Genomic DNA, 13589 nt, shown 5'->3' on the forward strand with positions numbered 1-13589 from the left:
GAAGTAGAGGAAACATGCCCAAGGCCAAGACCCACAGCGGGTCGTCGAAGCGGTTCCGGCGCACCGGCACCGGGAAGATCCTGCGCCAGAAAGCCAACCGCCGGCACCTGCTGGAGCACAAGCCGTCGACCCGGACCCGACGGCTGGACGGCCGCACCACGGTGTCGGCCAACGACACCAAGCGCGTCAACAAGCTGCTGAACGGCTAGTCAGCCGGCACCCGACCATTTAGAACCATTTACTGCCAGAACGAGAGTAGGAACATCCATGGCACGCGTGAAGCGGGCGGTCAACGCCCAGAAGAAGAGGCGCAGCGTCTTAAAGGCCTCGAAGGGCTATCGCGGCCAGCGGTCCCGGCTCTATCGCAAAGCCAAAGAGCAGCAGCTGCATTCGCTGAACTACGCCTACCGCGACCGTCGTGCGCGTAAGGGCGAGTTCCGCAAGTTGTGGATCTCGCGGATCAACGCGGCTGCACGGGCCAACGACATCACCTACAACCGCCTGATCCAGGGCCTGAAGGCCGCCGGCGTCGAGGTGGACCGCAAGAACCTCGCGGACATCGCGATCACCGATCCGGCTGCGTTCACCGCGCTGGTCGACGTCGCCCGGGCGGCGCTGCCCGAGGATGTCAACGCCCCCTCGGATTCCGGAGAGGCCGCCTAACTGCCGGCGATGCCGGCACCGCTCACCGAACGCTCGGCCAGGGTGGCCGCTGCGGTCAAATTGCATCGGCATGTCGGGCGTCGCCGTGCGGGACGGTTCCTCGCCGAGGGGCCGAACCTGGTCGCGGCCGCGGCCGCACGCGGGCTGGTCCGTGACGTGTTCGTCACCGAACTCGCCGCGCAGCGGCACGCGGGGCTGCTTGCCGAGCAGCAGTGCCCGGTCCACCTGGTCACCGAGCGCGCCGCAAAGGCGTTGTCCGACACGGTCACCCCGACGGGGCTGGTGGCGGTTTGTGACATGCCGGTGAGCTCGCTCGAGGACGCGCTGACGGGCTCGCCGCGGCTGGTCGCGGTTCCCGTCGAGATCGGTGAGCCGGGCAACGCGGGCACCCTGATTCGCATCGCCGACGCGATGGGCGCGGGGGCGGTGGTGCTCGGCGGGCACAGCGTCGACCCGTACAACGGCAAGTGCCTGCGCGCGTCGGCCGGCAGCATCTTCTCGATCCCGGTCGTCTCCGCGCCCGACGCCGTCGGCGCGGTCGCCGCGTTGCGCGCCGCCGGGTTGCAGGTGCTGGCCACGACGGTGGACGGCGAGACCCGGCTCGACGAGGCGGACCTCGCCGCGCCGACGGCCTGGCTGTTCGGAGCCGAATCACACGGCTTGTCGGCCGAGCTCGCGGCGGCGGCGGACCGCCGCGTACGCATCCCGATGGCCGGCGGCGCCGAAAGCCTCAACGTGGCCGCCGCGGCGGCCATCTGCCTGTACCAGAGCGCCCGGGCGCTCGACCGCCGATAAGCCCCTTCCAGCAAACTGTGCTGTGAGCATCCGGGGATTGGTTGCGAAAAGTTTGCCAATAACACTTTCCGGTGCTCGCGGCCTGCTAGGCTTTGCGTCTCGTCGCTAGTCCGGCGGTCTGCGGAGCGACAGTTTCGACGGCAGGGAGGCACGACAATGTCATTGCTGAGCGTGACGCCCGACATCGTGGCGGCGGCAAGCGGAAACTTACAGAATTTGGGTTCTGAGCTGCGCGAAGCGAGCGCAGCGGCGGCGAGCCAGACCACCTCGGTCGCTGCTCCCGCCGCCGACGAGGTATCGGCCGCGATCACGGCGCTGCTTGGTTCGCACGCGCAGCAATTTCAAGCCATAAATGCGCAGGCGTCGGCCTTTCACGAGGAGTTCGTGAACGGGCTGAGTGGCGCCGCGGCCCAATATGCGAGCACCGAACTGACCAACGCTCAGCAAACGTTGGCGGGCGTCGGGAACGCGCCGGCCGCGGCTCTGCCGGCGGCTGTCACCCTCCCCGGTCTCAACCAGACCTTCAACGTCGGTCCCTTCGGCATCTCGCTGAATGCGACGGCCGTTTCCTTCGGCACCGGCGGAGTGCTGGGTATCGCGAACGGCAGCGTCGCCCTGAATACCCCATTCGGTGCCGTGCCGTTGCTGTCGGCCGCCGGGACCGAAGGTGTCGCCCCCAACGGGCAGTTCTTCTTATCCGTGGGCCAAGCCCTTCCGTATTTTTCCTACGGGACATCGGTGACTGGGACGTTATTGCCCGCGATCGCGATCACCGGGGTGACCGTCGACATCAGCCATTTGCAGCTTTCGTTCCCGGGCACCTACTTCGGCGGCCTGCTTCCCAACGCTTCGATCCAGTAGCCGCCCGGCCTGCTCAGGCCGCCCTGGGCCGCCGGCCCCGCGCGGGCCGCAAGCCGGTCAGCGAGAGCGTGCCGTGCACGAAGGATCCCGCGCGCTCCATCAGGAACTTGGCGGGGTCGAGCGGCGTACGGGGGGCGAAACGTGATCGCGGCGGAAAGTAATGCATCGGCAGCCCGCGGCGGTCGCGCGGCGGTGCCATGAACGCCGGCGCCTCCACCAGCGGCGCGTCGCAGGGTAGCCGGCCCTCGGCGCGGCGATAGGCGGCCAGCGCGCGCGGATGCAGCCGGATCTCGTCGGGAACGGCCAAGAAGGCCAACTCGACGAGCTTCCCGAACACGCGCAGCAGCACCTCGTCGCCCAGCGTCCAATGCATGCCCGCCTTCTCGCGCACCGCCGGCTCGAACAGTCCCGCCGCGATCCAGCGCTGGCCGGCCACCAGCGGCCTGAACAACTGGTCCCAGATCGGCGTCGGCATCAGCACGAACTTGGGCTTGGGAATGCGGATCTTGAAGATGTCCAGCGTCGCCTGATTGATTTCCAGCTCCTCGCGGCACACCCGGTCCCAGTACTCCAGAAACTCTTCCCACGATCGAGGCACCGGTCGCATGCTCATGCCGTACATGCGGTACCACTGCACGTGCTCGTCGAAGAGCTGTCGCTTCTCGGCTTCGGTCAGGCCCCCGCAGAAGTACTCGGCCACCTTGATGATGAGCATGAAAAACGTGGCGTGCGCCCAATAGAACGTCTCCGGGTTGAGCGCATGGTAGCGGCGCCCCGCACCGTCGACGCCCTTGATGGTGCGGTGATAGCTCTTGATTTGCTGACCGGTCTGGGCGGCGCGGTCGCCGTCGTAGACCACGCCCATGATCGGATAGACCGAGCGCGCCACTCGCTGCAGCGGCTCGCGCAACAGGATGGAATGCTCTTCGACGCCCGCACCCAGTTCCGGATACATGTTCTGGATCGCGCCGATCCAGACGCCCATCATTCCGGTGCGGAGGTCACCGAAGTACTTCCAGGTGAGCGAGTCGGGTCCGAGGGGATCCGCGGATGTCGTTGGTATGGCAGTCATCTCGGCCTCCTGGGCTCACGATAACTTTGACAACGCACGTTGTCTATGATTTGGGACGCCGGCGGCGCCGTTGTTATGCAGATTCCGCGTCGGCGTGGCGGCGTCGTGATACGGACGTTTGCCGGGGGGCGCGTATGGGTACGTGGTCGCACGTCGACCGGAGGTGAGGCCAGCGCCCGCCCCGCGCCAGTACACTCAGTGCTCGATTTCGTGACCGCGGTCGCGAGTCCAAGGGGGACCGACTATGTCTTTTCTCAGCGTTGTGCCGGATATCGTCTCGGCGGCGGCCGGGGACCTGGAGGGCATCGGCTCGGTGCTGGACTCCGCCAGCGCGGTGGCCGCAGGCCCCACCACCGTGATCGCGCCCGCGGCTCAGGACGAGCTGTCGATTGCAATCGCGGGACTGTTCGGCGACGTTGGCCAGGAATTTCAGGCGCTCAGCGCTGAATCGCGGGCCTTCTGTGACCGGTTCGTGGGCGCCTTGACCACCACCGCTGGCATGTATGTCGGCACCGAGGCCGCGAACGCCCAGCAGACCTTGCTGAACGCGGTGAATGGACCCATCGAGGCGTTGTCCACTGGCGGCGGCTTGGGCGCCCTGACCGGCGCCCTGGAATCCACCGGCACGGGCCTGCTCAGCGGTTTGGTCGGTCTAGAGATCGCCATTCCCATCATCAATACGCTCACCCCGCTCGGTCCGGTGGTGCTGACGCTGTATGGGGAAGGTTCGATACTGGGAGTCACCATTACCTCAGGAACCCTCCAAGTGGGCGCGCCACTCGCGCTGGCCGTTGACGCGATAGGCGCGCCGATCAACGGGCTGGCCGCGCTCAACGCCAGCGGCGCGGCATTTGTCGGCGCGGTGCAGACCGGGAACCCGGTGGCGGCCCTTACCGCGCTCGTCACCGCTCCCGCGAACGTCGGCAGCGGTTTCCTCTATGGCCAGCAATCCGTGACGATCACCCAGGCGGCGCCGTCGGGTTCGGGATATTCGACGGGGTCGGTGACGATTCCCTTCGGAGGGCTGTTAGCCCCGCTCCAGCCCGTTACGTTCAGCCTCACCTCGACTGACGGGACGGTGACTTCCTTCCCGTTGAGCGGCACTGAGTTCGGTGGCCTCCTCGCCGGCATCATGAGCGCCGGCTAACCGTCAGCGCGCCTCGCGGTGGCGACTGTGGAATCGCGAGGCCGACGTTCCCTGCGAGATGTGACACACACGCGGCGACCGTCATTGCCCGCTTCTCCTGACAGCACCTAACCTGGCCAAGTGGAACTCGCGCCGCACGATCCGGACCCGGGCGAGGCCTCGGAGACCGATGTGGAGACCGACCGCGAAGCGGTGGCGACGGTGCCCCCGGCTTCGGAGCGGCGGTCTCCTGCGCGCTGGCTGCACTCCACGAATCACAGCCCAGGTGTGGTGTCGTTTCTGCGACGGGCGCGACGGCTGTTGCCGGGAGATCCGGAATTCGGCGACCCGTTGTCCACCGCCGGCGAGGGAGGCCCCCGGGCCGCGGCCCGCGCCGCCGACCGTTTGCTGGGCGATCGAGACGCGGCGTCGCGCGAGCTCAGCCTCGGTGTGTTGCAGGTGTGGCAGGCGCTGACCGAGACCGTTTCCCGACGACCGGCAAACCCGGAGGTCACGCTGGTCTTCACCGACCTGGTCGGCTTCTCGACATGGTCGCTGCAAGCGGGCGACGAGGCGGCGCTCACCCTGCTGCGACGGGTGGCACGGGCCGTCGAGCCGCCCTTGCTCGACGCTGGGGGCCACATCGTCAAGCGCATGGGCGACGGGCTCATGGCCGTGTTCCGCGATCCGACGATCGCCTTGCGGGCATCGCTGGCCGCGAACGAGGCGCTGAAATCGGTTGAGGTGGCGGGTTACACGCCACGGATGCGGGTCGGGATCCACACCGGCCGGCCGCAGCGAATGGCCGCGGACTGGCTCGGCGTCGATGTGAACGTCGCCGCTCGAGTTATGGAACGCGCCACCAAAGGTGGAATCATGGTGTCGAGCTCGACGTTAGATCAGATACCGCAGACCGAGCTGGACGCGTTGGGCATCGTCGCCAAGCGTGCACGTAAGCCCGTATTCGCGGGTAAGCCCGCCGGCGTCCCCGCTGACCTGGGGATATATCGTCTCAAGACTCTTAGGGAGTTAACAGCCTTTGATCACACTTCCGAAACAAATTAGTCCACATAATGGATGGCAATGATTGGGGGCATCTTCTCCCGGCTTGCCCGGGTCCGGTTCACCGTGGGATATGTGGCGGCGCTGCTCGCCATCAGCTGCGCGCTCATCGCGCTCGGCCCGCACGCGCATGATGTGCTCGTCCAGCGAGCCAGCACCAACCTGCACAACCTGGCCCACGGCCACGTGGGGACTCTGTTGGGCAGCGCGCTGGTCGTCGACGCCGGACCGCTGTACTTCTGGTTGCCGTTCCTGACCTGCCTGCTCGCGCTCGCCGAGCTGCACCTGCGCACCATCCGGCTGGTGGTGGCGTTCCTGGTCGGCCACATCGGCGCCACCCTGCTGGTGGCCGCCGCCCTCGCCGCGGCAGTCGAGTTCGGCTGGATGCCGGTGTCGATCACCCGGGCCAGCGATGTCGGGATGAGTTACGGCGCCCTGGCGGTGCTCGGAGCGATGACGGCGGTGATCCCCGCACGGTGGCGCGCGGCATGGGTCGGTTGGTGGGTCGCGGCGGGCCTGGCCTCGGCGATCATCGGCGGCGATTTCACCGACGCGGGCCACACCGCGGCCGTCGTGCTGGGCGTGCTGGTGTCCGCCCGGTTCCGGCAGCCGATCCACTGGACGCCGACGCGGCTCGTGATGCTTGCGGCGTCCTCGGGCTTCGGTTTCCTGATCCTGGCGCACCACTGGGGGACGATGGCCGCCGCGCCGGTGTTCGGGGTCCTGGGCGCGCTGGCGGCCCACAAGGCCTATCAATTCGTCACCGGACGCGGTGTGGTGCCGGTTCTGCCGGTTGACGCCGCTCCGCAGCCGGTCGCAACCGGCTAATCAGCCGCCGGCAAACGGCCCGGCACGCACCGAGCGTCGCGCACCGAATCACCTATGATCGGCACTTGCGCTGGGCGCATTCCGGCGCGTTCAACAGCCTCGTCAGCAAGGAGAGTGCCGTCGCGTGGGCGATCAACCCGTCGACCTGTCGCCGGAAGCGTTGGCCGAGGCGGTCTCGGCCGCCCGCCGCGCCATCGCGGGCGCCGACGACCTGGACGCGCTGGCACGGGTCAAGACCGAGCACCTCGGGGACCGCTCGCCGCTGGCGCTGGCGCGCCAGGCGCTGGGCAGCGTCCCCAAGGACGAGCGCGCCGACGCGGGCAAGCGCGTCAACACCGCGCGCGGCGAGGCCCAACGCAGCTACGACGAACGCCTGACGGAACTGCGAGCCGAGCGCGACGCCGCGGTCCTGCTCGCCGAGGGCATCGACGTCACGCTGCCGTCGACCCGACAGCCACCCGGTGCCCGGCACCCGATCACGATCCTGGCCGAGCACATCGCCGATACCTTCATCGCGATGGGATGGGAGCTGGCCGAGGGACCCGAGGTCGAAACCGAGCAGTTCAACTTCGACGCCTTGAATTTCCCGGCCGACCACCCCGCCCGCAGCGAGCAGGACACCTTCTACATCGCGCCCGAGGATTCCCGCCAGCTGTTGCGCACCCACACGTCGCCGGTCCAGGTCCGCACGCTCTTGGAACGGGAGCTGCCCGTCTACATCGTCTCGATCGGCCGCACGTTCCGCACCGACGAGCTCGACGCCACCCACACGCCCGTCTTCCACCAGGTCGAGGGCTTGGCGGTGGACCGCGGCCTGTCGATGGCGCACCTACGTGGGACGCTGGATGCGTTCGCGCGCGCCGAGTTCGGGCCGACGGCAAGCACCCGGATCCGGCCGCACTTCTTCCCGTTCACCGAACCGTCCGCCGAGGTCGACGTGTGGTTTGCCAACAAGAAGGGCGGCGCGGACTGGGTGGAGTGGGGCGGCTGCGGAATGGTGCATCCAAACGTGTTGCGCGCCGCCGGAATTGACCCCGACGTCTACTCCGGCTTCGCGTTCGGCATGGGCCTGGAACGCACCCTGCAATTCCGCAACGGGATCCCGGACATGCGTGACATGGTCGAGGGCGACATCCGGTTTTCGCTGCCGTTCGGGGTGGGTGCCTGATGCGCGTCCCCTTGAGCTGGCTCCGCGAGGTCGTGACGGCCGGCGCCCCGGGCTGGGACGCGACGCCCGTCGACATCGAGCAGACCCTGGTGCGCATCGGCCACGAGGTCGAAGAGGTCGTCACCCTGGGCCCGGTCGACGGCCCGCTGACGGTCGGGCGCGTCACCTCCATCGAAGAGCTCACCGAGTTCAAGAAGCCCATCCGCGCCTGCCTGGTGGACGTCGGCGAGGACAAGCCACGCGAGATCGTCTGCGGGGCAACCAACTTCGCGGTCGGCGATCTGGTGGTGGTGGCGTTGCCCGGCACCACACTGCCCGGCGGCTTTGCCATCACGGCTCGCAAGACCTACGGCCGCAGCTCCGACGGCATGATCTGCTCGGCCGCCGAACTCGGCATGGGCGCAGACCATTCCGGGATCCTGGTGCTGCCACCCGAAACCGCCGCGCCGGGCGCCTCGGGCGCCGACGTGCTCGGCCTCGACGACGTCGTTTTCCACCTGGCGATCACTCCCGACCGCGGCTACTGCATGTCGGTGCGGGGGGTGGCGCGCGAGATCGCGTGCGCCTACGAGCTCAACTTCGTCGACCCGGCCGACATCAAACCGCTGCCGGTCGAGGGGGAGGCGTGGCCGCTCACGGTGGACCCGGAGACGGGCGTGCGCCGGTTCGCGCTGCGCCCGGTCACCGGGATCGACCCGACCGCCGTGTCGCCGTGGTGGCTGCAGCGCCGGCTGCTGCTGGCCGGCATTCGCGCGATGTCGCCCGCGGTGGATGTCACCAACTACGTGATGCTCGAGCTCGGCCACCCCATGCACGCGCACGACCGCAATCGCATAACCGGGGGCCTCGCGGTGCGGTTCGCCCGGCCCGGCGAGACCGTCGTCACGCTGGACGACATCGAGCGGCGGCTCGATCCGGCCGACGTTCTCATCGTCGACGACAAGGCGACCGCGGCGATCGGCGGCGTCATGGGCGCGGCCACCACCGAGGTGCGCGACGACTCCACCGACGTGCTGCTGGAGGCGGCCGTGTGGGACCCGGCCGGGGTGTCGCGCACCCAACGACGGCTCCACCTGCCCAGCGAGGCGGCCCGCCGCTACGAGCGCTCTGTCGACCCGGCCATCTCGGTCGCCGCCCTGGACCGGTGCGCCGCGCTGCTCGCCGAGATCGCCGGGGGAGCGGTGTCGCCGACGCTGACCGATTGGCGGGGCGATCCGCCGCGCGAGGACTGGTCGCTCCCACCGATCCGGATCAGCGTCGGCCTGCCGGACCGCATAGCCGGGGTGGCCTACGGCCCGGGCACGACGGCCCGGCGCCTCACCCAGATCGGCGCGGCGGTGGCCGCAAACGACGACATCCTGATCGTGACGCCGCCGAGTTGGCGCCCCGACCTGTTGCAGCCCGCCGACCTCGTCGAGGAGGTCATGCGGCTGGAGGGGCTGGAAGTCATCCCGTCGGTGCTGCCGGCGGCCCCCTCGGGGCGGGGCCTCACCGCGGCGCAGAAGCGGCGCCGCGCGATCGGCAAGTCGCTGGCCCAATCCGGTTACGTGGAGATCCTGCCGACGCCGTTCTTGCCCGCCGGCATCTTCGACCTGTGGGGCCTGCCAGCCGACGACCCGCGGCGCGCGACCACGCATGTGCTCAACCCGCTGGAAGCCGACCGCCCGGCGCTGGCCACCACGCTGCTGCCGGCGCTGTTGGAAGCCTTGGGGCGCAACGTATCTCGCGGCATCGTCGACGCCGCGCTGTTCGCCCTGGCCCAAGTTGTTCAGCCGACCGACGAGACCCGCGGCGTCGAGCTCATCCCGGTCGACCGTCGGCCCACCGACGCCGAGATCGCGATGCTGGACGCATCCCTGCCGCGACAACCGCAGCACGTCGCCGCGGTGCTGACCGGCCTGCGTGAACCGCGCGGCCCCTGGGGCCCCGGCCGCCGGGTGGAAGCCGCGGACGCGTTCGAGGCGGTGCGAATCGTGGCCCGCGCCAGTGGGATTGACGTTCGTTTGCGGGCGGCCCAGCACCTGCCGTGGCATCCGGGCCGGTGCGCCGAGGTGCTCGTCGGGGAGACGTGCGTGGGTTATGCGGGGCAGCTTCATCCCGCCGTGATCGAGCGCTCCGCGCTGCCCAAGGGCACCTGCGCGATGGAGCTGAACCTCGACGCGATCCCCATCGTGGACGTGCTGCCGGCGCCGCGGGTGTCGCCGTTTCCCGCCGTGTTCCAGGACGTCAGCCTGGTGGTGGCCGCGCACGTGCCGGCCCAGGCGGTGGCGGACGCCGTTCGCGAGGGGGCCGGCGAACTGCTCGAAGACCTACAGCTGTTCGACGTGTTCACGGGTCCGCAGATCGGCGAGGACCGCAAATCCCTGACCTTCGCCCTGCGCTTCCGGGCGCCGGATCGCACGCTGACTGAGGACGACGCGAGCGCGGCCCGTGACGCCGCCGTGCGACGCGCCGCCGAGGTGGTCGGCGCCGAACTGCGCGCCTGAGACCGGCGCCCGCGGATCTACGACCCCCTCGCGCGGTTTTCTACGCCATTTGGCCGATGGTCTTCGTCGGCCGAGGCCCAAAAGTTCTTACTTGCAAGTAAGAACTGGTGATCGGGCAAACAGTCGAGGGGATTGGTATGTCGTTTGTGAGCGTGGCGCCGGAGCTGCTGCATGGAGCCGCACAGCAGTTGGCGGGTGTTGGTTCGTCGCTGGCCGAGGCCGCCGCGACCGCGACGGGTCCCACCACGGAGATCGCCGCCGCCGCCGGCGACGAGGTCTCGGTCGCCATCGCCGCGATGTTCGGGAACGCCGGGCGGGAATTCCAGGCGATGAGCGTACAGGCCAAGGCCTTTCACTCGGAGTTCGTCTCGTTGATGAACGCCGGAGCGGGCGCCTATGCGAGTGCGGAGGCGGCCAACGTCGAGCAAGTCCTGCTGGACTTCGGTGCCACCGTCGCGGCCCCTTATCAGGCGTTGGTCGCGAACACGGCGAACAACCTGCAAAGCCTCGGAAGTGCGATCAGCGCGAACCCCGCGCCGCTCCTGAACCAGTTCCTCAGCAACCAACTCGGGTATGGCCAAACCGTCGCGACGGGATTCCAGAGCGCGGTGGCGAACCTGCCCGCCGAGCTGGCCAATTTGCCGGCGAACATCTCGGCGCTCTCAGCGATCAACCCGCTGTCCTTCGCGCAGCAGCTCGTCAACCAACAAATCGGCTACGCCCAGCTGATCGCCACCTCGCTGCAGAACGCCGGCAACGATTTCGTGGCCGGTTTGACCGCGCTGCCGGTGAACCTGCAGACCGGTCTTCAGACCATCATGTCCGGTGACGTCACCGGAGGGCTGCTGCAAGTCGGCGGCGCCTTCTTGGCCCCCGTCTTCACCGACCTCAATGTCACCGTGGACCCCGTAACCGGGCTCCTTGATATCGTGCCCGGCGGCGCGTTGGGGGACCTGCTACCCATCCTCGGCATCCCCGCGCAGATGGCGCAGAACTTCACGAATCTGCTTCCGGCCGGGACGATTCCGGCAACCGTGGCGCAGCACGCGACCAATCTGTTCACGACGCTGACGGATGTGTCCCAAACCCTGGATCTCAACACCGGCAACCTGCACATCGGGTTGCCCGTGGTGCTCGCGCTTGACGCGCTGGGGCCGCCGATCACCACGCTGCAGGCGGTCGGATCGAGTGCGAGCGCGTTCATCGGCGCGGTGCAAACCGGCGACGGGCTGGGGGCGGTCGCCGCAGTGATCGATGCCCCCGCCGTCATCGCCAACGGCTTCCTCAACGGCCAGGCAGCGCTCCCGCTGCCTTCCCTGCTCGGCGGTCCCGGCGGTATCGAGACGATCACCGCGATCCCGGTCGGCGGGGTCCTCACGCCCCTGCAGTTCGCCTCGCTCAGCATCCCGGCGCTGGGGCCGGGATCCATCACGCTGAGCGGCACAGCCTTCGGGGGGATCCTCCCCGGCCTGCTGGTCTTCCTTCCCGAAACCCTCGCCCAGGCGATCGGCGCGACGCCGCTCGGATAGCCGTGCGGCTACCCTGAGCTGCGGTGTTGGGCTCACCGCCTCCGAAACGGTTCGCAAGCGTAACGATTTTCGGGGAATCCTTGCGCGCGTATTGACAAAAGGCGACGCCTTATTAGACTCACGTCTGTCTTGCTTACCCGCGGGTAAGTTTACTGCTCGGTAAGCGACAGCAAGAACAGCCGAGGGGGGCCTCGCGCACGTCACGTGCGCGAGGCCTTATTCGGCTATGTCCAAGTGGGTGACCACTGGTCATCATCCAGTGGCCGAGGAGAGGGTGGATATGTCATTTGTGATCGCAACGCCGGAGCTGGTCGAGAGCGCGGCCACCGATTTGGCGGGCATTCGTTCGTCGCTGGTCGAGGCGGCAGCGACCGCGGCGGCGCCCACGACTGGGATCGTGACCGCGGCCCAGGACGAGGTGTCGGTTGCGATCGCATCGATGTTCGGCAACTTCGGCGAGCAATTCCAGGCGGTCAGCGCGCAGGCGCACGCCTTTCATCAGCAGTTCGTCTCGTTGATGAATGCCGGCGCGACCGCCTACGCCAGCGCCGAGGCCGCGAACGCCACGCAGACGGTGCTGGGCGGCGGGATCGAGCAGAGCCTCGGTGGGGTCGCCGGGGAGATTCAGTCCGGCGCGCAAGCGATTTCGAACGCGATCGCCGGCTCGCCGATTGGTCTGGGTTCGCTTCCGACGGGCGGGGCGTCCGCGCTGATGAGCGGAATTGGATCGTTTGGCGCCACGGTGGCCGCGCCGTACCAGGCGCTGGCCTCGAATACCGTCACCAACCTGCAGGCCATCGGCAACACCGTGGTGAGCAATCCGTTCCCTTTCCTGCGCCAACTCGTCAACAACCAGATCTTCTACGGGCAGACGATCGCGACCGGTATTCAGAACCTGCCCGCCACGTTGGCGAACTTGCCGGCGACGATTCAGACTGCGCTGCAAGGCCTTTCGACGGTCAATCCCGGTGCAGTGCTACAGCAGCTGATCAGCAACCAGATCGGCAACGCGCAGACCGTCGTAACCGGTCTGCAAAGCGCCGCCCAAGATTTCGTCACCGGAATCCAAACCCTGCCGGGGGGCTTCCAGACGGCCGCCCAGGACCTCCTCGCCGGGGACAACAGTGGCGCATACGGCGCCATCAACCAAGCGCTCATCAACGCCTTCCTGCCCGGCTTCAATGGCGTTCAGGTTGGCCCGGGTGATACGTCGATTGTCATCGACATCGTGCCGATCGGTCCCTTGGGAGACCTCGCCCCGATCCTGGCGATACCAGCGCAGATGGTGCAGAACGTCACCAACCTGCTGCCCGCCGGCTCTATCCCAGCCCAAATGGCGCAGCACGCCACCAATCTGGTCAGCGCCTTCACCAACCTGGGGACGACGCTCACCATCAGTAATGTCGCCGATCTGAGCTTTGGGATCCCGCTGCAGCTCATTTTGGACGGGATCGGTGGCCCGGCGAACGCGTTGAGCGCGCTCAACTCCACCGGGGTGGCCCTCGTAGGCGCGGCGCAGGCCGGCAACGCATCCGCCTTCGCGGCCACGCTCCTCGATGCGCCGGCCGTCGTCGCCGACGCCTTCCTCAATGGCTCGATGCTCGTCCCGCTGCCACCGGCCGCGGTCAGCTTGTTCGGCTTTACCCTTCCGTCGACTACGTACCTTCCGCTGGGGGGGATCCTCACGCCGCTCAGCCTTCCTTCGGTGTTCGTCGACCTCGGCGGGGGCGATCTCGCGCAGCTCCAACTCACAGGTGGAACCCCGATCGGTGGACTGATTCCCGGGCTGCTTAGCTTCCCCGCCCAGCTGGCGGCGGACATCGCCGCTACCTGATCGGCCGTACCTATTCGTTGAGGGGCGGGGCGTCGGATTGGCTGGCGTCCCGCCCGTCGTCGCGTCCGACGGGCCTCTCGAGCTGCGGATTTGGCGCGTCACCCTGAAACATCGCCAACCGTAACGAAAGCTGTGAAAACGCAAATTGTCTTTTTCGTTGGAGCC

At 68.1% G+C, this 13589-nt stretch carries 12 protein-coding genes; 11 read left to right on the top strand and 1 reads right to left on the bottom strand.

Annotated elements, in window-relative coordinates:
* Positions 1–14: 14 nt before the first annotated feature.
* The 4 genes from rpmI to AWB92_RS27110 all read left to right on the top strand — a co-directional run bounded on the left by rpmI (position 15) and on the right by AWB92_RS27110 (position 2319).
* Entirely contained in the window at positions 15–209 is a 195-nt protein-coding gene (gene rpmI, locus AWB92_RS27095) for a 50S ribosomal protein L35 (protein WP_067012098.1), read from the top strand.
* 58 nt (positions 210–267) lie between these two features.
* On the top strand, positions 268–663 hold the full coding sequence (gene rplT / locus AWB92_RS27100) for a 50S ribosomal protein L20 (RefSeq protein WP_068111278.1): 396 nt from the start codon (positions 268–270) through the stop codon (positions 661–663).
* Between the two features lie 9 nt (positions 664–672).
* Positions 673–1458, top strand: coding sequence for an RNA methyltransferase (locus AWB92_RS27105; protein WP_085191168.1), 786 nt, complete (start codon positions 673–675; stop codon positions 1456–1458).
* Between the two features lie 171 nt (positions 1459–1629).
* On the top strand, positions 1630–2319 hold the full coding sequence (locus tag AWB92_RS27110; protein WP_241523605.1) for a PE family protein: 690 nt from the start codon (positions 1630–1632) through the stop codon (positions 2317–2319).
* Positions 2320–2332: 13 nt separating this feature from the next.
* On the opposite strand, the gene AWB92_RS27115 is transcribed toward AWB92_RS27110, so the two are convergent.
* Positions 2333–3391, bottom strand: coding sequence for an oxygenase MpaB family protein (locus AWB92_RS27115; protein WP_085191172.1), 1059 nt, complete (start codon positions 3389–3391; stop codon positions 2333–2335).
* A gap of 262 nt (positions 3392–3653) precedes the next feature.
* Between AWB92_RS27115 and AWB92_RS27120 the strand changes: the two genes are divergently transcribed.
* The 7 genes from AWB92_RS27120 to AWB92_RS27150 all read left to right on the top strand — a co-directional run bounded on the left by AWB92_RS27120 (position 3654) and on the right by AWB92_RS27150 (position 13424).
* A complete protein-coding gene (locus AWB92_RS27120) occupies positions 3654–4538 on the top strand; it encodes a PE family protein (RefSeq protein WP_158090420.1) in 885 nt (294 codons plus the stop codon).
* 201 nt (positions 4539–4739) lie between these two features.
* Complete coding sequence (locus tag AWB92_RS27125) at positions 4740–5582, top strand: adenylate/guanylate cyclase domain-containing protein (protein WP_241523622.1); 843 nt, start codon at positions 4740–4742, stop codon at positions 5580–5582.
* Between the two features lie 18 nt (positions 5583–5600).
* Complete coding sequence (locus AWB92_RS27130; RefSeq protein ID WP_085191410.1) at positions 5601–6407, top strand: rhomboid-like protein; 807 nt, start codon at positions 5601–5603, stop codon at positions 6405–6407.
* Positions 6408–6531: 124 nt separating this feature from the next.
* Positions 6532–7575, top strand: coding sequence for a phenylalanine--tRNA ligase subunit alpha (pheS, locus tag AWB92_RS27135; protein WP_085191177.1), 1044 nt, complete (start codon positions 6532–6534; stop codon positions 7573–7575).
* Positions 7575–10061 (top strand): phenylalanine--tRNA ligase subunit beta, encoded by a 2487-nt coding sequence (pheT, locus tag AWB92_RS27140; protein ID WP_085191179.1) that lies wholly within the window; start codon positions 7575–7577, stop codon positions 10059–10061. The genes pheS and pheT overlap by 1 nt, the downstream gene beginning before the upstream one ends.
* A gap of 137 nt (positions 10062–10198) precedes the next feature.
* Positions 10199–11590, top strand: a complete 1392-nt coding sequence (locus AWB92_RS27145) for a PE family protein (protein ID WP_085191181.1) — start codon at positions 10199–10201, stop codon at positions 11588–11590.
* Positions 11591–11870: 280 nt separating this feature from the next.
* Positions 11871–13424, top strand: coding sequence for a PE family protein (locus AWB92_RS27150; RefSeq protein WP_158090421.1), 1554 nt, complete (start codon positions 11871–11873; stop codon positions 13422–13424).
* Positions 13425–13589 lie beyond the last annotated feature (165 nt).

This window comes from Mycobacterium sp. IEC1808 (assembly GCF_002101935.1).
Classification (GTDB): domain Bacteria; phylum Actinomycetota; class Actinomycetes; order Mycobacteriales; family Mycobacteriaceae; genus Mycobacterium.

Bases quoted from the DNA above. Each gene is read 5' to 3' on its own strand.
- rpmI (WP_067012098.1), top strand. From the start codon at position 15: ATGCCCAAGGCCAAGACCCACAGCGGGTCGTCGAAGCGGTTCCGGCGC.
- rplT (WP_068111278.1), top strand. From the start codon at position 268: ATGGCACGCGTGAAGCGGGCGGTCAACGCCCAGAAGAAGAGGCGCAGC.
- AWB92_RS27105 (WP_085191168.1), top strand. From the start codon at position 673: ATGCCGGCACCGCTCACCGAACGCTCGGCCAGGGTGGCCGCTGCGGTC.
- AWB92_RS27115 (WP_085191172.1), bottom strand. From the start codon at position 3,391: ATGACTGCCATACCAACGACATCCGCGGATCCCCTCGGACCCGACTCG.
- AWB92_RS27130 (WP_085191410.1), top strand. From the start codon at position 5,601: ATGATTGGGGGCATCTTCTCCCGGCTTGCCCGGGTCCGGTTCACCGTG.
- pheT (WP_085191179.1), top strand. From the start codon at position 7,575: ATGCGCGTCCCCTTGAGCTGGCTCCGCGAGGTCGTGACGGCCGGCGCC.
- AWB92_RS27145 (WP_085191181.1), top strand. From the start codon at position 10,199: ATGTCGTTTGTGAGCGTGGCGCCGGAGCTGCTGCATGGAGCCGCACAG.
- AWB92_RS27150 (WP_158090421.1), top strand. From the start codon at position 11,871: ATGTCATTTGTGATCGCAACGCCGGAGCTGGTCGAGAGCGCGGCCACC.